Origin of the sequence: Candidatus Sphingomonas colombiensis, assembly GCA_029202845.1 — a bacterium.
Classification (GTDB): domain Bacteria; phylum Pseudomonadota; class Alphaproteobacteria; order Sphingomonadales; family Sphingomonadaceae; genus Sphingomonas; species Sphingomonas colombiensis.
The window spans coordinates 3420582-3437496 of the sequence record CP119315.1 but is presented as its reverse complement, the minus strand read 5'-3'; the positions used below and the strand labels follow the sequence as shown (position 1 = coordinate 3437496).

Sequence of the window (16915 nt, the reverse complement as noted above, 5' to 3'; positions counted from 1 at the left end):
TCCGACCCTGCTCCACTGCTCCACCACCCCACCCCGTTACACGGGGGTGGTGGTGGTGGAGCAGATTTCAGGGGTTGCAGCCGCTCCACCTGCTCCACATTGCTCCACCGCCTATTTTCGAGGTGGAGCATCACAGTTCTGCCCACTTCCCGACGACCACAAACTTGCGCGGACGGCGCCGATCATCTTCCATTTCGACAACCTCAAGCGCACCTTCCTTGATCCAAGCGCGAACCAATTTGGCGATTTTCTTGCGGTCCTTTTCCTGCTCTACATCGAGCCCGAGAGCGCATGCGACGGGGACGCCGACCCATGAATTCTTGGTCTGGATGTTCTCGCGCCATTGACCATCAGAGACGGCTTTCTGGACAGCGTAGAGGTGCCGCGCGCTCATGCCTTCGAACAGGCTGGGCGGGCTCCATGAGCAGGCCACGCCGACGCTGTCGCCGTTCGCCAGGTCCTCGTTATTCATGCGATACCAGTCGCCGGCCTCGGGCGGTGCGAGGTTCGCCTTGTCGTTGTCGACGCGGAAAAAGAAGCGGCGCTCGCTGTCTTCGACGCCGAGTTCCTTCGCCTCTTCGGCCGTCATGCGGTTGTAGACGAGCACGGAGCGCGCCTTGCCGATCAAGGCCGAAGCACCGCGGGCGCTGTCTGCGTTCGCGGCCTCACCGTTCTGCTTGCGGACGTGATGGACGAGATTGATCGCGGCACCGGTGCGCTCGGCGACAACGTTCCATTCGCGGGCAACGATGTCGATCGCGTTATTGTCGTTCTCGGAGACGGCGTGCGAGCTGATGAACGGGTCCACCTGAAGCACGTCGATCTTACGCTCGATCATCTCGGCGATGAGCGCGTCGACAACGGGTCGGACGATCATCGCGCCGTCTGGGCCTTCCGTTGCGATCACGAGCGGCTGGTCGCGCCCGCTGTCGACATAGAGCCGACCGTCGAGTTCCTCGGCCTTGATGTGGAAGCGTTGGGCCGTCGCGTGAAGGCGGCGCTCGATTTCATCGTGCGGATCTTCGAGGTTCCACATCCAGACAGTGAGCGGTCCCTCTGGCAGGCCCTTGCCGTAGAAATCGCGCCCGGATGCCATGGCGAGCGCCTCGCCGATCTTGAGCGAGGATTTGCCCACCCCACCGGCGGCTACGTCGAGCGACACGAATTTGCGCAACAGGTGGCGCCCGTAGAGCCATTCGCGTTTGGGGATGTCAGCAGTCGGTCGCCATGTGAACGGGGTCGCTTTGACGCAGCGTTGCGGCTCGTCCTGCTCGTACGACTCGTCGACCACGCGCAGCCGTGGAGGAGGGGCGCCGGCATCGTCCTGCGTCGGCGCCGGTATCGAGTCCCAATAGGCGTTGAGGTTGTCGGGATCGTCCGGCGTCATATCATCGTCCATCCGGCACAGCCCGTTCCAATGCGCGGGCGGCCTCGATCGTGAAATTGAGCGCGGAACCGACGCGCATGAGCTCGCTCGTTTTGGCGGGCGCGAAAACGTAGATCGCCGCGATCCGGTTGACTTCATGCAGCAGCACGGCCGCGCTCGGCTTGGCACCCTTTGCGATGCCCAACGCGGCTTTGTCCCGCATCATCGCGAGCGCGACGCGCGCAGCCATCGTGACCTCATCCTGCTCTGGGCAATGGATGCTGATCGACCGACGATATGCGGCCTCCGCCTCTGTCTCGTCGGGCTGGACCAAGCGCAGCGGCGTGATGCGGGCAGGGGCGTTCATCCGTGCACGCGACGCACTGGCGCCCCGATATCCGCGAGCCACGCGACAGCCGCTTCAGGCGTGAAGAAGCACGCGACGGGAAAGCCCATGTCGTGGAGGCAGTTACCGAAATCGATCTGGTTTGCGGAGAGCTCTCCGGCCCGGCGTTGGGAGTAGCCCTTGAACTCGATCATGGCATGACCGCGGTTCCACCAGCACGCGATATCGAACACACCGGACTTGATGCCCTCGCTGATCGCCTGGCGCGGGTTACGCTTCCCGGCGTTCGGATAGGCGCGGACCTCGACGGAAGGGCCAGCAAGCCGCATCAGGCGTAGGAATTCGGTCTGCCGTGGGAGTTCCGCAACATCACGTCGACCGTCCGGCGGCTCGACAGGAAATCGCGGCTCGGGATCGAGCGGCGTTTCCAGCGCATCAAAGATAGCGAGCGCGTTCACAGGTCGAACGACAACTGCATGCCGAGCGCCGCGCAGTATGTGGCGAACAGAGCGTCACCCTCTTGTGCGGCGTTCCGGTCGAGTTTCCGGCGCGCGACAACCTTGCGGATCGTCTTGGCATCGTAGCCGCGGCTCTTGGCCTCAGCATAGACATCGCGGAGATCGTCGGCGAACGCCTTCTTCTCTTCTTCGAGGCGCTCGATGCGCTCAACGAGCAGGCGCAATTCGTCGGCGGCGACAATATCGCTCATGACTGGATTCCCTCGTTTGAGATTTGCCCGGTGCGTCGCTGCCGGGCGATCGTCAGCTCGTACTTCGCGCGGTTTCGATCGACCCGATGCGTCGCGACCAGATGATCGACCGTGAACCCGGCAAGCGCCGCGTCCGAACAGTTCGCGAGCAGCATGATCAGCCGCGTCGTCGCTGACTGAACGGATTCCGCCTTGCTGGCGTTCGAGAAGCGCGGCCTCATGCGGCCATCTTCTCAAGCTGGGCTGGGCTATAATTCAGCACCAGCGCAGCCGCTTCGACCGAGCAACAATGTTCGCGAGCGACGCGCGCGTAAAGCGCGGTGATGGCTTCAGTCAGGCCATCACAGCCGCGATAAGCCGGCGCCCGTTTCTTGGGACGATACGGAGTCCCCCGATGCCCAGCGCGAGCCATACCATCGCTGACCTTTTCACCGAACGATGGATCTGCGGCTGTCACGCGATTTGCACATGCGCGGCAGCGACCCGACGTGTTGCGCGAGCCCACCGGCCCATCGCACTCGCTGCAAGATGGCGGCGTGAAGGGACGATCGCCGCCACCTGTCAGAACCTTGGCCTGACCGGCTGCTACCATCTTGGCGCGTTGGCGCTTCAAGCGGCTAACCGGCACGCGATCGTATCCGTTTTCAGTGATCAGCACCGCGACGGTTTCGGGGCCGAACTTCTCCAACAGGCTGCGGACGAGGTATTGCGGGGCCTCGGTCATGCGGCCACCTCGTAATCGGCGGCCCGCTCAAGCCGCTTCCGGCAGGGCGCGATCCAACCTAATCGCGCCGATGGTCGTGCCATCGTGCCGACCGACGAGGGACGCCAGATGATCCAGCAATAGGCCGTCGCGGTGGAGCCGGTCGCCGAGAGCTTGCCCTTGTGCATCACGACGCGCTCGGTGAACTGAAGCACGTGCGTTGGCTGGTGAGCCGAGAACAGGCGATTGAACCGCCCGACGCCCTCCAAGAAGGCAGCCCGCACAATCATAGCGACGCCGATCCTGCTGCTCGCGAGCGCCCGTTCTATGAACTGCTCAGCGAGACGGAACGGCGGATTGGTAATCGTCCAATCGACAGTTTCGGGTAGCGGGCCGAACAGATAATCGCGGACGGGGAAACCGACGCCGTAGTCGTAGGCGTCGCTCGGGTCGACTTCGTCGAAGGTTTCGCAGAGCGGCGCGACCATATGACCGCGATTGGCAGCGGGCTCCCGGCACGACATGCCGGGGCGCACAAGATCCTCGTCACGAAGGAACTCGCACAGCGCTCGTGTGGCCCATGGTGGCGTTGGGAAATCGTCGAGCGAATCGTGCGGCTCAGCGCGGCGCTGCATGACGGCGGTGGAGCGGTTCTGGCTCATGCCACATTCTCCCGAAGCGCGTCGATCGCTTCACCAGCCTCGACCAGCGAGCGCTGCATCCGGTGAATCTCGAGTTCGGTGAGAATTCCGTCCTCCATGGCCACCGACACCTCAAGCATCAGCTTGGCGAGGCGCGTTTGCAGCGATTGACCATTGGCCTCGCCGGCATGGATGGGGACCAGCTTGACGCCGATCAGCGCGAGCACATCGTTGGCGAACCGGCCGTTCCAGCGCTCGCAGCCGCGCAGAAAGGCGACGAGGCCCATCTCCGCCAGGCCGGTGCGGTATTTCGCGCCCTGATCCGCGCCTTTGCCGAGTGCCCCGCCGAGATCGGCGTCGGTCAGCTCGTCCTGCTCCTTGATCTCCGACAGGCTCTCGGCGAGCGTGTCGATAAGCTTAGAAGCGGAAGTTAACCGTGCTGGACGGACGATTAGCCTATCGGACATGATCTACCTCGACGCTGTGGAAGGAGGAAACGGCCAGCCCATCGTGTTCTGCTGCGCGCTCGCGGCCGCGCTCGATGGACTGCGTATCGCGGTGGACAAAATGGCGGCCGGAGAACTGGACCGGACCCCGGCCGCCAGTGGTGCCAGCGGCATCGCTATCGCCGGCAGGGAGATCGAATGGGGAGAGCGCGAAGGCCATCAGATGCCGGGCTCGTCGTCGTGACCACGCGACGCGTAGAAGAAGCGGCAGATCAGGCCGACGATCGCGACGTAGGCGACGACGGCGACGATCGAGACGAGGGCGCCACTCATGCGCGCCGCCCCGGCATCACGCCCGCGAACACCGCGTCAGGGCAGCCGCAGACGGGCTTGCCGCAGGGGGCGCAGCGCGTCAGGCTGGCGGGATGGATCGACGAACCCTTGAGCAGCGAATCGCCACCCTCGAAGCGCAGAACCTCGCCCAGAGCGTCGCCCTGCGCGCGATCATCGTGGCCGTGTTCAACACGAACACCCTCATGCGCGAGCGACGCGAAATGGTGTGCTCCGCGCTCGAGGGCATATATGCCGTGCCGGGGGCTAGCGAGGACGCTCATCACATCCTCCAGATTGCGCTTCATGAGGCGGAAGGGATGTTTGCTCCGGGTCTGCCCGCGACGCCACGTAGCAGCGGATAGCCTCCGCCTGATCGGACGCGGTGAAGGGGATGGCCTCCATCGCCCCCACAATCTCCGCCGCTGCGTCAGGATCGCGCGCGTCGGCGAAATGCGCGCCGTCGCAGAGGACTTGCTTCCCCGTGCTGGTGTAGCGCGGGGTCATGCGGCGGCCCCCAACTTGCGGGCGCGAGGCGTGAGAAACCCAGCCGGAACGGCGACCCCGTGAAGCATGGCGAGCTGCGCGCAGGCGGCGCGGTACTCACCGGGGATGCCGCGCGTGCGCCAGTTGTGCAGACGCTGGGGCGTGAGGTCGAAATTTGTTCGCAAAATGGCTGGGTCGATGGCATCGATCAGCGCACTATCATCATGTCGCATGCTCATGCGTCATGGCGTACACCGGGGGTGTATATTCTTCAAGGCCTATTATTTATGGCAATACAAGATGACACCGTCTCCCTAGAAGGGATGCTGGATATTCGCGATAGATTGAGAGAGGCGGTCACGCGCACTGGCGCCCGCCAGGTCGAAGTGGCCCGACGCGCGGGGATCACGCCCCAGCGCCTAAGCAACTACCTTCAACGCGGGACGTTGCCGGACGTTGAAACGCTCGTTCGCCTGGCACAAGCGACCGGCGTATCGACCGACTACCTGCTAGGGCTTAGTGATAGCGGCCCTGTTGAAATAACGCCGATTGTGAACAGGTTGCTTGAGTTGGAAGGTTTGTCGGCCGATCGGGTCGCATTGATTTCCGATGCCGTTCAAGAAGCTCTACGGATCCTGATAGCGCTTCCAAACGAAGGCGACGCTCTGCTGCGCTCTCGGATGGCGGCGCAAACTGCTTGGCACTCACAAGTCGGGTCAAAGCCAAACTGATTATATCTTCCGTATCCACTTACTCTGCCCCACCCGTCGAACATAATAGCAACAATATTAAGCATACCGTCCGACGGGTAGGAAAGCGAAATCGTCTCGCTTAAAAAAATACACCACCGGTGTTGACGATATAAACCGTTGGTGTATTGTCGCCCTCATCAACCGATGAGGACGCCCGATGGCAACCGCACCCGACACCGCAAACGAATACACGCCCGCCCGCGCCGAACGGCTTGCGCTCAAGGGCGAGCTTCCCGCGAATGCGGTGGTAAAAGGCTCGCTCGACCTGCGCGGCACGCAGATCACCGCGCTGCCCGAGGGCCTCACCATCCACGGCTCGCTCTACCTGAGCGGCACGCAGATCACCGCGCTGCCCGAGGGCCTCACCGTCCACGGCTCGCTCTACCTGAGCGGCACGCAGATCACCGCGCTGCCCGAGGGCCTCACCGTCCACGGCTCGCTCTACCTGAGCGGCACGCAGATCACCGCGCTGCCCGAGGGCCTCACCATCCACGGCTCGCTCGACCTGCGCGGCACGCAGATCACCGCGCTGCCCGAGGGCCTCACCGTCCACGGCTCGCTCTACCTGAGCGGCACGCAGATCACCGCGCTGCCCGAGGGCCTCACCGTCCACGGCTCGCTCTACCTGAGCGGCACGCAGATCACCGCGCTGCCCGAGGGCCTCACCGTCCACGGCTCGCTCTACCTGAGCGGCACGCAGATCACCGCGCTGCCCGAGGGCCTCACCGTCCACGGCTCGCTCTACCTGAGCGGCACGCAGATCACCGCGCTGCCCGAGGGCCTCACCGTCCACGGCTCGCTCTACCTGAGCGGCACGCAGATCACCGCGCTGCCCGAGGGCCTCACCGTCCACGGCTCGCTCTACCTGAGCGGCACGCAGATCACCGCGCTGCCCGAGGGCCTCACCATCCACGGCTCGCTCGACCTGCGCGGCACGCAGATCACCGCGCTGCCCGAGGGCCTCACCATCCACGGCTCGCTCTACCTGAGCGGCACGCAGATCACCGCGCTGCCCGAGGGCCTCACCGTCCACGGCTCGCTCTACCTGAGCGGCACGCAGATCACCGCGCTGCCCGAGGGCCTCACCGTCCACGGCTCGCTCTACCTGAGCGGCACGCAGATCACCGCGCTGCCCGAGGGCCTCACCATCCACGGCTCGCTCGACCTGCGCGGCACGCAGATCACCGCGCTGCCCGAGGGCCTCACCGTCCACGGCTCGCTCTACCTGAGCGGCACGCAGATCACCGCGCTGCCCGAGGGCCTCACCGTCCACGGCTCGCTCTACCTGAGCGGCACGCAGATCACCGCGCTGCCCGAGGGCCTCACCGTCCACGGCTCGCTCTACCTGAGCGGCACGCAGATCACCGCGCTGCCCGAGGGCCTCACCATCCACGGCTCGCTCGACCTGAGCGGCACGCAGATCACCGCGCTGCCCGAGGGCCTCACCATCCACGGCTCGCTCGACCTGAGCGGCACGCAGATCACCGCGCTGCCCGAGGGCCTCACCGTCCACGGCTCGCTCTACCTGAGCGGCACGCAGATCACCGCGCTGCCCGAGGGCCTCACCATCCACGGCTCGCTCGACCTGAGCGGTAAAACCAGTCTCCAATTCCCCACCGCGTGGTGGAGTAAAGCCGGCGAAGCTACCCGCTACCGTGCGATTGCGAGCGACGGTGTATACGCGCTGATCCAGACGGATACCGGGCAGTACCTTGCCGGCTGTCGCGGTCCGTGGACGGCGAAACGGGCACTGGCGCATTGGGGCAGTGCGAGCCGTGACGATGCGCGGGCGAAGTTGTTCGTCGCGACGATCGAAGTGGTCGAGGTGGCAGCGTGAACGCGCCGTTCGCCATCGCCGCATCCGGCCCCGCAGCCATCGCCCGCAGCAACGCCATCGCGGCGTGGGCGACTGACGAGATCACCCGCCAGCGTGGCCCGCGTCCTGCGATTGTGCGGATGCGTGCGGTGGCTCCGGCCACTGCTGAGCAGCGCCGCGAATACGTCGATGCGTTCGCCGCTGAGTTCGCCACGCGCGATGCGCAGAAGGCGTGGGACGTTGCGTATTTCGCGCTGATCCGGGCGTCGGAAGCGGGGAGGGCGGCATAATGGCCACCGTCCTCAAGCTCACCCCGGCCCGCGACGCAGCGACCATCTGCCGCGATCTCCGTGACGCCCGCGCATCGGTCGACGCCTTCGTCTCCAACGCGCCGAACCTCAACGACGACCAGCTCGCCGCGTGGGACAGGCTCGACGATCGCATCTTCGCGCTCCGTGCCGAACTCGACGCGATGCTGCTCGATCAGACCGGCGTCTCGCTGGGCCAGATTCGGGAGGCGATGGGATGCTGAGCTATTTCTTCGCGGTCGCGATCTTCGCAGCCGGTGCCGGCATCACCGTGTGGGTCTTTTGCTGGTCTGCCAAGCCGGCCGCGTCTTTCCTCAAGAGCAAGGATTTTCGTGATGCTCTCTGACCAGTTTCTCGCCCTAATGCGCGAACACGATCTGGCCTCGCTGGATGTATCGATCCTCCGCAGCAGCAACGATCCGGAAGAGTTCTTCTGGTGCTCGACAGCGCAAGCTTTCATCAACGAGGACCGGATCGGCGTGCAGAAAATCGCCGACAGCCCGAGTGCCGCAGTCGCGGGCGCCATTGCAGAACTCAATGAGCGTCGGAACCCGGCGGTTCCCGCTCCTGAGTTGGAGGCGGCGTGATGGCGACGCTCACGCGCACGATCGAGATCGCCGATCTCACGCCGGAAGAACTGGCGGCTGTGTTCGCCGGCATGGTTGGCGAGGATCAGGCTCGGTTCTTCTCCAAGGTCTGGGAGATCGCCTTGTATTGGCCGGGTGCCGGCTGGTGCCAGCAGTCCTACGATATCGTGGCCCATCTCGATCGCGACGGCCGAAGCGCCATCGCGACGCTTGCCGCTCATCTGGAAGGCGAGACGCAATGATCTGCGTCACCCACAACGCTGCCGCCCGTTACGTCGAGCGCGTCAACCCGCGCCTGACGCTGGACGAGGCCATCGCCGCGATCCGCCAGCACAGCCGCATCATCGAAATCGCCATCCGCGAGCGCGCGCCGATCGTGAAGCTCGGGACCGGGCAGAAACTCGTCATCGTCGGCGATGCCATCGTCACCGTGCTGCCGCGCGGGGCAATCAACTGGAGTGGAATGTGATGATCGTACTGAAGAAAACGCACGCTGTCATTCTCGCCCAGCGCGATGCGGCCCGTGCTCAAGCGGAACGTCTGGCGGCCCGTCGCATGGTCGAACACGCGGAGCTCGTGCGCCTTCGTGATGACACCAGCCATCTCCGCGAAGCCGGTATGAGGCTGAAGGAAGAAGCGGAAACGCTCAAGGTCGAGAACGATCGGCTTCGGGCGGAACTCGCCACCACCTACGTCCGCAACGGAAAGGGGCAGATCGTCCGGCACCCGTCTGCGGCTGCTCAGGTTCGTGCAGCATGAACGCGCCGGCGAACCTCACCGACGCCGCCTTCCGCGCGTCAGTCGTCGGCGCCTCCGAAGTGGCGGCGCTGTTCGACACGAATCCATGGCTGACGAAATTCGAGCTGTGGCACCGCAAGCGCGGCACGATCGCGACGCCGGCCTTCAACGAAGTGATCGACGGCCAGCCGGTCAACGAGCGGTCCTATTGGGGCGTCAAGCTGGAAGCCTCGATCATCGAGGGCGCGAAGGAGCGCTGGGGGTATACTGATCGCGAGCAGGTCAAGCGCCTGACGAACGGCGCTGGACTTGGCGGCCATCCTGATCGCCGGGTGGTCTGCCCCGAGCGCGGCCCCGGCATCCTCGAAACAAAGATGGTTGATTGGCTGGAGCGCAAGAAGTGGGGCGACGAGCCGCCGCTGCACTATCTGCTCCAGAACCTGACGTACCAGGGTCTAGATGGCGTCTTGTGGGGCGACGTGATCGTCCTCGTGGGCGGAAATGCGCTTGAGCGTCACTGCTACGATTTCCGCCCGTCGCTCTATGCCGAGATCGAAAGCCGTGTCGCCGAGTTTTGGCGCTCCGTTGAATCCGGCGAGGAGCCGCCCGTCGATTACAGCCGCGACGGCAAGACGCTTGTGGAAGCGCTGGGCGAACCGACCGAGGAAATCGCCGACCTGCGTGAGAACCTCGATGCCGAACAGGATGCGATTGATTTCATGGCCGCCAAGGCGCGCCGCGATGCCGCCGAAGCCGAGATGGAGATCGCAAAAACCCGGCTGATCGAGCGCATCGGCACGGCCGGGAAGGCGCTGCTGCCGTCGTATCGGATCGGCGCGAACATGACCAAGGGCACGCCGGATCGCGAGGCGAAGGTGGGTGAGATCATCAAGGGGCGGCGGGGATACCGGCGCTTCGATGTTCGCGAGGTCGCGGCATGATCTTGTTCTTCGACACCGAAACCACTGGCTTTTTCAACGAACGCCAGCCGGTCAACCATCCTTCGCAGCCTCATATCGTCCAACTGGCGGCACTGCTGACAGAGGATGATGGCACCGCTGTCATGAGCATGTCGACGATCATCGACAACGGCGTGCCGATCCCCGCTCAGGCGTCGAGCGTCCACGGCATCACGACCGAGATTGCAGATGCGCGCGGGATCGAGCCGGAAATCGCGATGCAGATGTTCGGTCATCTCTACCGGCTCGCTGACACGGTCGTCGCTCACAACATCAAGTTCGACAAGGGCGTCGTCGAGGCGGAAATCTTCCGTCGCCATGGCGAGGTGCGCCGCCTGACGAAGTCGCTGTTCTGCACGATGGAGGCAGCCAGCCCGATCGTTAACCTGCCGCCAACCGAGCGGATGCTCGCGGCGGGTTTCGACAAGCCGAAGCCGCCGAAGCTGGAGGAATGCATCCTCCATTTCTTCAACGAGCCTCTCGATGGCGCGCACGACGCGATGATCGACGTCGTCGCGTGCCAGCGCGTTTTCTTCCACCTGAAATCCCTTGAAGGAGCCGCATAATGGCGAGCCAAGCAATCGCAGAGCGTCCGCGTACCGCCGCCGATATTCTCGGGTCGAGCGGCCAATCGCGCGGCGTCGCCCGTTCGCAGGCAACGACGATCGAGCAGTCTCGCGCCATTGCGGAGGTGCAGGCGGCGGTCGTGGTCGCGCAAAGCCATCCGCGTGACAAGGCTCGGGCGTTGAACGAGGCGCTGGAATCATGCCGTACTCGTGAGGTTGCGGAGAATGCCTTCTTCAAATTCCCGCGCGGCGGCCAGTCGGTCAGCGGCGAAACCATCCATCTCGCCCGCGAACTGGCCCGTTGCTGGGGCAATATCGATTACAAAATCGCCGAATTGAGCCGCGATGATGAGGGCGGCTCGTCGGAAATGATGGCGATTGCCTGGGACCTTGAGACGAACTCGCGCGCCAGCCTGACGTTCATCGTCCCGCATCTTCGCGATAAACGCGGCGGGGCCGAGCGACTGACCGATGTGCGAGATATCTACGAGAATAATGCCAATATGGGCGCGCGCCGGCTACGGGAGTGCATCTTTGCGGTGCTGCCGAAGTATCTGGTGCAGGCTGCATCCGATGAGTGTCGGAACACGCTCGAAACCCGGAATGCCGAAGTCCCGCTGACGAAGCGGATTGCTGATGCACTGACCGCGTTCGCCAAGATCGGGATCGACAAGTCGCGGATCGAAGCGAAACTTGGGGCTACCGGCAATTTCACGGCCGTCGATCTGGCCAACCTCCAGATCAGCTACAAAAGCATCGCGCGCAATGAGATCAGCGCGGAGGATGAGTTTCCTCGCATCGAAGGAGCCGCACCGAGCAAGAGCAAGCTCGACATGTTGCAGGACGCGATCCAGTCGAACGACGGGGCGCTCTCCGACGATAATCCCATCGCTCACGAAGGTCGCGCCGACGAAGACCACGGCGACCAGCATGACGGCGGTGATGAATGACCAGTCATCGCATCATCCGCACCGGCCGCGATTGGACGACGCCGGGCCACATGACCGACATGCAGCGCGAGCGGGCTGAGCCTGCCTTCGAGCAGCCGAGCCGGTGGGTTCTGATTACGCCGTTTGCCGGCGCGGTTCTTTGGGCCGCATTGGCCGGTGTCGTCGCGGCGGTGATCTTATGAACCGCGACAATTCCCCCCGCGCCGGCCGGGGGTTGAGCGAGGCTCCCTCCGGCCAAGAGGAACGCCTGCATGGCTGAGAACACTAAGATCGAGTGGACCGACGCCACCGTCAATTTCTGGTGGGGCTGTACCAAGGTCGGACCGGGCTGCGATCACTGCTACGCGGAAACGCTGGCAAGCCGCTTCGGCACGGCGTGGGGGCTGGGCAGCGACCGGCGCAAGATCAAGTCGGCGGTGAAGCTGCTCTATCGGCTGCACAATGGCGCGTCGTGGTGGGCGGCCGATCATTATATCGGCAAGATCGTCACGTCTCCGCGCCGCCGCGTGTTTATCCAGAGCATGTCTGACCTGTTCGATACGGAAGTGCCGATCGAATGGTTCGCCGAAGCGTGGTCGCATATCCATGCCTGCGACAGGCTGGCGATCCAGATCGTCACCAAGCGCATTTCGGTCATTGAAAAGCGGTTAGAGGCGGCGGGCGATATTCGCTGGCCAGCGCACGCGGGGTTGATGATCTCGGTGGTCAATCAGGCCGAGGCCGATCGCGATATTCCGCGCCTTATCGCGCTTAAGGAAAAGCTGGGTATCCCGTGGATTGGGTTGTCGATGGAGCCGCTGCTCGGCGCGGTCGCGCTGAGGCCCGAATGGTTGTCCGCGCTGGATTGGGTGATCGTCGGCGGAGAGAGTGGGCGCGAAGCACGCCCGATGCACCCGGATTGGGCGCGCGGGCTGCGCGACCAGTGCGCCACCGCCGGGGTGCCGTTCCTGTTCAAGCAATGGGGTGAATGGGAGGTTGCGCTCGATCGCGAGCGGGACGATCCCGATTGGCGCGCAAACTACAGCAACGTCTATGTCGACGCGGGCAAGACACGCTGGCTGAACCTCGCCGGGGGCTGCGGCTTCCACGGGGAGCGTTTCCACGTCATGCGTCGTGTCGGCAAGAAGGCCGCCGGCCGCCTGCTCGATGGCATCCAGCATGACGGGGTGCCGGCATGAGCGCGGCAGTAGAGATCGCGGGGAAGCTGACTGCGGCGCGGCGCCTGATGATCCTCGCGTTGCCTGATAACGGCGATTGGGGCTCAGTTCCGAGCCGCAGCGTTGCGAAGAGGGCATGGTGGAACATGGTTCCCGGCCTGATCGACCACAAGCACTGCCCGGACGATGCCAACGAATGGGCGCTTAACCCTCTCGGCCTCGCGGTGCGCTCCATCTTGGAGGGCGAGTGATGGCCGTCGAGATCATCCCCGGCGATTGCCGCGACGTGCTGCCGACTCTTGATGCTGGCTCGGTTCATTGCTGCGTGACTTCGCCGCCGTACTTTGGCTTGCGAGATTACAACGCCGCCAACCAGATCGGGCTTGAGCAAACCCCGAATGAGTTCATCGAACAGATGGTCGCGGTGTTCCGCGAGGTTCGCCGCGTACTTCGAGACGACGGCACGCTCTGGCTGAACCTTGGCGATAGTTATGCTGGCAGCGGCAAGGGCGGGAATCCTGCCGACAGCCGGCACCAGAAGCAGCGCACAAATCGTGGTAGTGTCGCGCCGGTCGGCAATTCCGCGCGACAGGCAGCAGTCACCAATGCGACGCGCAACGTCCGATCGGCCGCCATCAAGCCCAAAGACCTGATCGGCATCCCGTGGGAGGTGGCTCTTGCCCTGCGTGCCGATGGCTGGTGGCTGCGCAGCGCGATCGTGTGGGCCAAGCCCAACGGGATGCCCGGCAGCCAAGAGGATCGCTGCACCTCGTCCTACGAGATGATCTTCATGTTGTCGAAGTCATCGACCTATTGGAGCGACTTCGACGCGATCAAGACGCCGCCGCGTGAATCTAGCCTGATCCGCACCGCGCAAGATGTCCAGTCGCAGGCTGGTTCGCATCGCGCCAATGGAGGGGCTAAGACGAATGGCACGATGCGCGCCGTTGGCGTCCTATCCGGCTCGCCACACGGCAGGCATTCGCTTGGCGACAATGTGCCACCGAAAGAGCGGCGCTCCGACAAGCAGCGCGGCCATAGCCGTCAACATGCAGGCTTCAACGATCGCTGGGACGCCATGGAAAAGGCGGAGCAGGTGGCCCGGCCGGCGATGATGCGTGACGTTTGGTTCGTCTCACCCGCGTCCTTCACCGGGGCACACTACGCCGTAATGCCAAATGAGATCGCCCGGCGCTGCATTCTGGCCGGATGCCCTGAAGGCGGGACCGTTCTCGATCCATTCGGCGGCGCCGGCACGACCGGGCTGGTCGCGGATCGTCTCCAGCGCAATGCCATCCTGACAGAGATCAATCCCGACAATGTTCAGATCGCCCGCGATCGCATCGATGCGGATCGATCAGATATGCTCAATGCGATGGAGGCGGCATGACCCACCTGCCTTCCCAAACGCCCGCCGAGCAGCGCGATTTCGAGATCTACTACGCGCGCGTCTTGATGCGCGAGGCTCGGGCTCGTCGCCGGGCGCGATCATTCTCCGCAGCGCTGTTGGAGTGGGCCGGCAATGCCCGACGCCGCGCGCTCGCGATCAACATCAGCCCGGCCCAGCCGGACCTTTTCGGGAGTTCCCCAGCATGACAGACCACCGTGCGCTGATCGAGCGGCTGGAGCGTATCCGGTCGAGCATGGCATTGTTGCAGCAGAACTCCGAAGGCTGCGCGCAAAATCACTATGGCGAGGACTTCGCGTTGTTCGGCATGCCGGGCTGGCTCGCAGGCACGCGGCGCGATCTCAACGCGCTCCCCGAGATCATCACCGCCCTTACCGCACTCGATGCGGGGCGGCTGGAGACGACGGACGACTACGCGAAGTTCGACGGCGTTGGCCCTCATGCAGAAACGGTCGAGACACGGGCGCGCATCGGCGAGCGATACCTTGAGGCGTACGAAAGCGCGCTGAGCGATCCGCGCGTTGCTGGTTACACCCCGGCCGATTGCCCGAGCGAACTGCTGCTCGACCTGCTGGAACGGTTGCCACCACCGGCCGCAGCGCCTGATCGCAAGGCGATTGCGAGGGTCATCAAGGGAGCCGACGATGGCGTTTGGGTTCTCGTACCGCATGACGAAGATGCGTGGACCGTCGCGTCATATGGACCACCGGCCGTAGCGCCTGAGCGGGAGGCGATTGCGAGGGTGATCGATCCTCTAGCATGGCAGGACCATGCCACGATCACACGCATGGCTAATGCAGCGAGTGGTAAACGCATTCGGCAACATCTTGATGCGGCGGATAACATAATCTCTCCGTCCCTCGCGAAAGCCGACGCCATCCTCACCCTCTACGCGGCACATGATGCTGAGGCGCGAGACAGCGCACAGTCTGCGGGAGAGGCGCGGTGAGAGACATTCTGTTCAAACTCCGCCTTTTGCGGCTGCTGCTCGCCAACGCGCACGAAGAATGGAAGCGCGAGATTTGGAAGTGCGATCTTGATGCGCCCTATTGTTGCGGTGGTCACGAGTGCGGCTGCATGGCGACAACAACCCGCGAGCTTTATTCTTGGCATCTGCGCAAGGACCAATCGAAATGACCGAGAACAACACCCCCGCTGCTGAGATTGAGCGGCTGCGTCACAAGCTTTGGATGATCGCCTGCCACGCAACCGGAGGCGGCATCCCTGAGATTGAAGGCATCGACCGCTCAATTAATGATATTTGCGTCCAAATTAGCGCGCATCATAACGCGGTCTATCAGGGCGGCAAAGACGCCGCCCTATCCGCCGCCCCTGCACCTGTGTCCGATCCTGTAGTGGCCGAGGTTGAGAAGCTGAGGGAGGCGGTCGAAAGCGCCGTGAAAATGCTCCGCTCGCCGGACAACTGGCATGACACCGACTTGGCCATCGAAGGTCGCTTGTTGATCGCGGCGCAGTTGGAGGACGCAATCAATGGCACGAACGACCAAGCCGACGAGTCCGTAATCTACGATCGGGAGGGGCCGCGATGACGGAGGATCAGTTTCGCCAGATCGTCGCCGACATGGTTGCTGAGACATGCGGTAGCGCCGCCGCGCTCGCCCGCAAACATGGCGTCCACCCAAAAGCACTGACACTGTTCCTTAGTGGCGCCCGTGGGGCAAGTGCGGAAGTTGCGGCCGCCTTCGGATATGAGCGACGCTATGTTTCTCTCGCCGCCCTCCCGCCGTCCAAGCCTGATGCTGTGACGGACGCCGCTGCCCCTGAAAGGGTGGAGGCGGCGCATATGGCGGCATTCCGTGCCATCTATGGCGACCGTGGTGACCCGTCCAAAAACCCCGTGGCATTCGACTTTTGCAGCAAGGTCGGTGACGCGGTTCTCGCTGCTACCGCTGGCCCCGCTGCGACGGCGGGTGAGGCGCTCGACGCGCTGAAATCCGAGATCGAACGGCAGTGCAGCATTGGCGCGGGGATGTTCAAAATAGACGATGGTCATGGGCAAAGCGGACTTTGGGAAATCAACGCGGACTTGGACCCGGCCGGGCTTGCTGCCTCCATATCCACGTCCGACGATCGCGCGGAGATCGAGAGGCTGCGGGAACTGGTTGAGCGCGCGCAATTCAACGTGCCCGCGCATTATGTGAACTGGCACGCAGACGCCCGCGCAGCCCTCGCCCAGTGGGAGACACCCCATGTCTGATAGCAAGTGGATGCTGGTGCCGGTCGAGCCGACGGCGGAGATGGTCAGCAGCACGCCCATTGTTTGCCGTTCGAACGGGGACTGGCGTGCCGATGCAGTGCGGGCCTATGCCGCGTTGCTCTCCGCCGCCCCTCCCGCACCGCATGACGTGGAGGGCGATATCCGTGTCGCAATCTGGAACGCAGCTAAGGCTCGCGGGATGAGCCAGGACGCTGCGATTGCACTTGTCGCCGCCGCAATGAACGAGCCGTCGATGAAACGCGCCCTCGCACTGATCGGTGCGCGGTCGTGAGCGGGCCTCGCGAAACATTCGAGACCGAGGGGCCGAAGTGCCCGTGCTGTGGCCGCCAATATACCGCTGACGAACCGATCTATTATGATGAACACCGATACACCGAAGAAACGTGCGACGACTGCGGCGAGACCTTC

The 16915-nt window shown here is 63.9% G+C and carries 32 protein-coding genes; 23 read left to right on the top strand and 9 right to left on the bottom strand.

Annotated elements, in window-relative coordinates; all coding sequences use genetic code 11:
• Nucleotides 1-130: 130 nt before the first annotated feature.
• Genes P0Y64_16720 through P0Y64_16685 form a run of 8 tightly spaced genes read right to left on the bottom strand, consistent with a single transcriptional unit; the run spans nucleotide 131 to nucleotide 4232 of the window.
• Nucleotides 131-1399, bottom strand: a complete 1269-nt coding sequence (locus P0Y64_16720; GenBank protein ID WEK42963.1) for an AAA family ATPase — start codon at nucleotides 1397-1399, stop codon at nucleotides 131-133.
• On the bottom strand, nucleotides 1389-1733 hold the full coding sequence (locus P0Y64_16715; GenBank protein ID WEK42962.1) for a hypothetical protein: 345 nt from the start codon (nucleotides 1731-1733) through the stop codon (nucleotides 1389-1391). The genes P0Y64_16720 and P0Y64_16715 overlap by 11 nt, the downstream gene beginning before the upstream one ends.
• Nucleotides 1730-2170: a hypothetical protein gene (locus tag P0Y64_16710; protein WEK42961.1), complete on the bottom strand. Its 441-nt coding sequence runs from the start codon at nucleotides 2168-2170 to the stop codon at nucleotides 1730-1732. The genes P0Y64_16715 and P0Y64_16710 overlap by 4 nt, the downstream gene beginning before the upstream one ends.
• Nucleotides 2167-2421 carry a DUF2312 domain-containing protein gene (locus P0Y64_16705; GenBank protein WEK42960.1) on the bottom strand — a complete coding sequence of 85 codons (255 nt, stop codon included), beginning with the start codon at nucleotides 2419-2421 and terminating at the stop codon, nucleotides 2167-2169. The genes P0Y64_16710 and P0Y64_16705 overlap by 4 nt, the downstream gene beginning before the upstream one ends.
• Nucleotides 2418-2642, bottom strand: a complete 225-nt coding sequence (locus tag P0Y64_16700; GenBank protein ID WEK42959.1) for a hypothetical protein — start codon at nucleotides 2640-2642, stop codon at nucleotides 2418-2420. Before P0Y64_16700 ends, P0Y64_16705 begins: the two co-directional genes overlap by 4 nt.
• Nucleotides 2639-3145, bottom strand: a complete 507-nt coding sequence (locus P0Y64_16695; GenBank protein ID WEK42958.1) for a hypothetical protein — start codon at nucleotides 3143-3145, stop codon at nucleotides 2639-2641. Before P0Y64_16695 ends, P0Y64_16700 begins: the two co-directional genes overlap by 4 nt.
• A complete protein-coding gene (locus P0Y64_16690) occupies nucleotides 3142-3786 on the bottom strand; it encodes a hypothetical protein (protein WEK42957.1) in 645 nt (214 codons plus the stop codon). Before P0Y64_16690 ends, P0Y64_16695 begins: the two co-directional genes overlap by 4 nt.
• On the bottom strand, nucleotides 3783-4232 hold the full coding sequence (locus P0Y64_16685) for a hypothetical protein (protein WEK42956.1): 450 nt from the start codon (nucleotides 4230-4232) through the stop codon (nucleotides 3783-3785). The genes P0Y64_16690 and P0Y64_16685 overlap by 4 nt, the downstream gene beginning before the upstream one ends.
• Between P0Y64_16685 and P0Y64_16680 the strand changes: the two genes are divergently transcribed.
• Nucleotides 4231-4455 carry a hypothetical protein gene (locus tag P0Y64_16680; protein WEK42955.1) on the top strand — a complete coding sequence of 75 codons (225 nt, stop codon included), beginning with the start codon at nucleotides 4231-4233 and terminating at the stop codon, nucleotides 4453-4455. The two genes, P0Y64_16685 and P0Y64_16680, sit on opposite strands and share 2 nt — an antisense overlap.
• Before the next feature lie 85 nt (nucleotides 4456-4540).
• On the opposite strand, the gene P0Y64_16675 is transcribed toward P0Y64_16680, so the two are convergent.
• Entirely contained in the window at nucleotides 4541-4825 is a 285-nt protein-coding gene (locus tag P0Y64_16675) for a hypothetical protein (GenBank protein WEK42954.1), read from the bottom strand.
• 282 nt (nucleotides 4826-5107) lie between these two features.
• Between P0Y64_16675 and P0Y64_16670 the strand changes: the two genes are divergently transcribed.
• From P0Y64_16670 to P0Y64_16565, 22 genes are all read left to right on the top strand, one after another.
• Complete coding sequence (locus tag P0Y64_16670; protein WEK42953.1) at nucleotides 5108-5758, top strand: helix-turn-helix transcriptional regulator; 651 nt, start codon at nucleotides 5108-5110, stop codon at nucleotides 5756-5758.
• Nucleotides 5759-5936: 178 nt separating this feature from the next.
• Nucleotides 5937-7616: a hypothetical protein gene (locus P0Y64_16665; GenBank protein WEK42952.1), complete on the top strand. Its 1680-nt coding sequence runs from the start codon at nucleotides 5937-5939 to the stop codon at nucleotides 7614-7616.
• Nucleotides 7613-7885 carry a hypothetical protein gene (locus tag P0Y64_16660; protein WEK42951.1) on the top strand — a complete coding sequence of 91 codons (273 nt, stop codon included), beginning with the start codon at nucleotides 7613-7615 and terminating at the stop codon, nucleotides 7883-7885. The genes P0Y64_16665 and P0Y64_16660 overlap by 4 nt, the downstream gene beginning before the upstream one ends.
• The gene (locus P0Y64_16655; GenBank protein ID WEK42950.1) at nucleotides 7885-8127 is read left to right on the top strand and encodes a hypothetical protein; all 243 of its coding nucleotides are present in this window, start codon (nucleotides 7885-7887) and stop codon (nucleotides 8125-8127) included. The genes P0Y64_16660 and P0Y64_16655 overlap by 1 nt, the downstream gene beginning before the upstream one ends.
• Nucleotides 8121-8249 carry a hypothetical protein gene (locus P0Y64_16650; GenBank protein WEK42949.1) on the top strand — a complete coding sequence of 43 codons (129 nt, stop codon included), beginning with the start codon at nucleotides 8121-8123 and terminating at the stop codon, nucleotides 8247-8249. The genes P0Y64_16655 and P0Y64_16650 overlap by 7 nt, the downstream gene beginning before the upstream one ends.
• Entirely contained in the window at nucleotides 8239-8490 is a 252-nt protein-coding gene (locus P0Y64_16645) for a hypothetical protein (protein ID WEK42948.1), read from the top strand. The genes P0Y64_16650 and P0Y64_16645 overlap by 11 nt, the downstream gene beginning before the upstream one ends.
• A complete protein-coding gene (locus P0Y64_16640) occupies nucleotides 8490-8732 on the top strand; it encodes a hypothetical protein (GenBank protein WEK42947.1) in 243 nt (80 codons plus the stop codon). Before P0Y64_16645 ends, P0Y64_16640 begins: the two co-directional genes overlap by 1 nt.
• Nucleotides 8729-8959, top strand: a complete 231-nt coding sequence (locus P0Y64_16635) for a hypothetical protein (protein ID WEK42946.1) — start codon at nucleotides 8729-8731, stop codon at nucleotides 8957-8959. The genes P0Y64_16640 and P0Y64_16635 overlap by 4 nt, the downstream gene beginning before the upstream one ends.
• Nucleotides 8959-9249: a hypothetical protein gene (locus P0Y64_16630; protein WEK42945.1), complete on the top strand. Its 291-nt coding sequence runs from the start codon at nucleotides 8959-8961 to the stop codon at nucleotides 9247-9249. Before P0Y64_16635 ends, P0Y64_16630 begins: the two co-directional genes overlap by 1 nt.
• Entirely contained in the window at nucleotides 9246-10169 is a 924-nt protein-coding gene (locus P0Y64_16625; protein WEK42944.1) for a YqaJ viral recombinase family protein, read from the top strand. The genes P0Y64_16630 and P0Y64_16625 overlap by 4 nt, the downstream gene beginning before the upstream one ends.
• Nucleotides 10166-10753 (top strand): 3'-5' exonuclease, encoded by a 588-nt coding sequence (locus P0Y64_16620; protein WEK42943.1) that lies wholly within the window; start codon nucleotides 10166-10168, stop codon nucleotides 10751-10753. The genes P0Y64_16625 and P0Y64_16620 overlap by 4 nt, the downstream gene beginning before the upstream one ends.
• Nucleotides 10753-11703: a hypothetical protein gene (locus P0Y64_16615; protein WEK42942.1), complete on the top strand. Its 951-nt coding sequence runs from the start codon at nucleotides 10753-10755 to the stop codon at nucleotides 11701-11703. The genes P0Y64_16620 and P0Y64_16615 overlap by 1 nt, the downstream gene beginning before the upstream one ends.
• Nucleotides 11700-11885 carry a hypothetical protein gene (locus tag P0Y64_16610; protein WEK42941.1) on the top strand — a complete coding sequence of 62 codons (186 nt, stop codon included), beginning with the start codon at nucleotides 11700-11702 and terminating at the stop codon, nucleotides 11883-11885. The genes P0Y64_16615 and P0Y64_16610 overlap by 4 nt, the downstream gene beginning before the upstream one ends.
• A 69-nt stretch (nucleotides 11886-11954) precedes the next feature.
• Nucleotides 11955-12881, top strand: a complete 927-nt coding sequence (locus tag P0Y64_16605) for a DUF5131 family protein (GenBank protein WEK42940.1) — start codon at nucleotides 11955-11957, stop codon at nucleotides 12879-12881.
• Nucleotides 12878-13111 carry a hypothetical protein gene (locus P0Y64_16600; GenBank protein ID WEK42939.1) on the top strand — a complete coding sequence of 78 codons (234 nt, stop codon included), beginning with the start codon at nucleotides 12878-12880 and terminating at the stop codon, nucleotides 13109-13111. The genes P0Y64_16605 and P0Y64_16600 overlap by 4 nt, the downstream gene beginning before the upstream one ends.
• The gene (locus tag P0Y64_16595; protein WEK42938.1) at nucleotides 13111-14250 is read left to right on the top strand and encodes a site-specific DNA-methyltransferase; all 1140 of its coding nucleotides are present in this window, start codon (nucleotides 13111-13113) and stop codon (nucleotides 14248-14250) included. The genes P0Y64_16600 and P0Y64_16595 overlap by 1 nt, the downstream gene beginning before the upstream one ends.
• On the top strand, nucleotides 14247-14456 hold the full coding sequence (locus P0Y64_16590; GenBank protein WEK42937.1) for a hypothetical protein: 210 nt from the start codon (nucleotides 14247-14249) through the stop codon (nucleotides 14454-14456). The genes P0Y64_16595 and P0Y64_16590 overlap by 4 nt, the downstream gene beginning before the upstream one ends.
• 47 nt (nucleotides 14457-14503) lie before the next feature.
• Entirely contained in the window at nucleotides 14504-15217 is a 714-nt protein-coding gene (locus tag P0Y64_16585) for a hypothetical protein (protein ID WEK42936.1), read from the top strand.
• Nucleotides 15214-15405, top strand: coding sequence for a hypothetical protein (locus P0Y64_16580; GenBank protein ID WEK42935.1), 192 nt, complete (start codon nucleotides 15214-15216; stop codon nucleotides 15403-15405). The genes P0Y64_16585 and P0Y64_16580 overlap by 4 nt, the downstream gene beginning before the upstream one ends.
• Nucleotides 15402-15818 carry a hypothetical protein gene (locus P0Y64_16575; GenBank protein WEK42934.1) on the top strand — a complete coding sequence of 139 codons (417 nt, stop codon included), beginning with the start codon at nucleotides 15402-15404 and terminating at the stop codon, nucleotides 15816-15818. The genes P0Y64_16580 and P0Y64_16575 overlap by 4 nt, the downstream gene beginning before the upstream one ends.
• Nucleotides 15815-16486 (top strand): hypothetical protein, encoded by a 672-nt coding sequence (locus P0Y64_16570; GenBank protein ID WEK42933.1) that lies wholly within the window; start codon nucleotides 15815-15817, stop codon nucleotides 16484-16486. Before P0Y64_16575 ends, P0Y64_16570 begins: the two co-directional genes overlap by 4 nt.
• Entirely contained in the window at nucleotides 16479-16778 is a 300-nt protein-coding gene (locus P0Y64_16565; GenBank protein ID WEK42932.1) for a hypothetical protein, read from the top strand. The genes P0Y64_16570 and P0Y64_16565 overlap by 8 nt, the downstream gene beginning before the upstream one ends.
• Nucleotides 16779-16915: the final 137 nt, after the last annotated feature.

Coding starts and splice junctions, on each gene's coding strand:
- P0Y64_16625 (WEK42944.1), top strand. CDS start 9,246: ATGAACGCGCCGGCGAACCTCACCGACGCCGCCTTCCGCGCGTCAGTC.
- P0Y64_16575 (WEK42934.1), top strand. CDS start 15,402: ATGACCGAGAACAACACCCCCGCTGCTGAGATTGAGCGGCTGCGTCAC.
- P0Y64_16590 (WEK42937.1), top strand. CDS start 14,247: ATGACCCACCTGCCTTCCCAAACGCCCGCCGAGCAGCGCGATTTCGAG.
- P0Y64_16630 (WEK42945.1), top strand. CDS start 8,959: ATGATCGTACTGAAGAAAACGCACGCTGTCATTCTCGCCCAGCGCGAT.
- P0Y64_16720 (WEK42963.1), bottom strand. CDS start 1,399: ATGGACGATGATATGACGCCGGACGATCCCGACAACCTCAACGCCTAT.
- P0Y64_16620 (WEK42943.1), top strand. CDS start 10,166: ATGATCTTGTTCTTCGACACCGAAACCACTGGCTTTTTCAACGAACGC.
- P0Y64_16610 (WEK42941.1), top strand. CDS start 11,700: ATGACCAGTCATCGCATCATCCGCACCGGCCGCGATTGGACGACGCCG.
- P0Y64_16605 (WEK42940.1), top strand. CDS start 11,955: ATGGCTGAGAACACTAAGATCGAGTGGACCGACGCCACCGTCAATTTC.
- P0Y64_16615 (WEK42942.1), top strand. CDS start 10,753: ATGGCGAGCCAAGCAATCGCAGAGCGTCCGCGTACCGCCGCCGATATT.
- P0Y64_16675 (WEK42954.1), bottom strand. CDS start 4,825: ATGAGCGTCCTCGCTAGCCCCCGGCACGGCATATATGCCCTCGAGCGC.
- P0Y64_16680 (WEK42955.1), top strand. CDS start 4,231: ATGATCTACCTCGACGCTGTGGAAGGAGGAAACGGCCAGCCCATCGTG.
- P0Y64_16570 (WEK42933.1), top strand. CDS start 15,815: ATGACGGAGGATCAGTTTCGCCAGATCGTCGCCGACATGGTTGCTGAG.
- P0Y64_16640 (WEK42947.1), top strand. CDS start 8,490: ATGGCGACGCTCACGCGCACGATCGAGATCGCCGATCTCACGCCGGAA.
- P0Y64_16705 (WEK42960.1), bottom strand. CDS start 2,421: ATGAGCGATATTGTCGCCGCCGACGAATTGCGCCTGCTCGTTGAGCGC.
- P0Y64_16715 (WEK42962.1), bottom strand. CDS start 1,733: ATGAACGCCCCTGCCCGCATCACGCCGCTGCGCTTGGTCCAGCCCGAC.
- P0Y64_16690 (WEK42957.1), bottom strand. CDS start 3,786: ATGAGCCAGAACCGCTCCACCGCCGTCATGCAGCGCCGCGCTGAGCCG.
- P0Y64_16645 (WEK42948.1), top strand. CDS start 8,239: ATGCTCTCTGACCAGTTTCTCGCCCTAATGCGCGAACACGATCTGGCC.
- P0Y64_16650 (WEK42949.1), top strand. CDS start 8,121: ATGCTGAGCTATTTCTTCGCGGTCGCGATCTTCGCAGCCGGTGCCGGC.
- P0Y64_16585 (WEK42936.1), top strand. CDS start 14,504: ATGGCATTGTTGCAGCAGAACTCCGAAGGCTGCGCGCAAAATCACTAT.
- P0Y64_16595 (WEK42938.1), top strand. CDS start 13,111: ATGGCCGTCGAGATCATCCCCGGCGATTGCCGCGACGTGCTGCCGACT.
- P0Y64_16695 (WEK42958.1), bottom strand. CDS start 3,145: ATGACCGAGGCCCCGCAATACCTCGTCCGCAGCCTGTTGGAGAAGTTC.
- P0Y64_16700 (WEK42959.1), bottom strand. CDS start 2,642: ATGAGGCCGCGCTTCTCGAACGCCAGCAAGGCGGAATCCGTTCAGTCA.
- P0Y64_16665 (WEK42952.1), top strand. CDS start 5,937: ATGGCAACCGCACCCGACACCGCAAACGAATACACGCCCGCCCGCGCC.
- P0Y64_16685 (WEK42956.1), bottom strand. CDS start 4,232: ATGTCCGATAGGCTAATCGTCCGTCCAGCACGGTTAACTTCCGCTTCT.
- P0Y64_16635 (WEK42946.1), top strand. CDS start 8,729: ATGATCTGCGTCACCCACAACGCTGCCGCCCGTTACGTCGAGCGCGTC.
- P0Y64_16655 (WEK42950.1), top strand. CDS start 7,885: ATGGCCACCGTCCTCAAGCTCACCCCGGCCCGCGACGCAGCGACCATC.
- P0Y64_16600 (WEK42939.1), top strand. CDS start 12,878: ATGAGCGCGGCAGTAGAGATCGCGGGGAAGCTGACTGCGGCGCGGCGC.
- P0Y64_16565 (WEK42932.1), top strand. CDS start 16,479: ATGTCTGATAGCAAGTGGATGCTGGTGCCGGTCGAGCCGACGGCGGAG.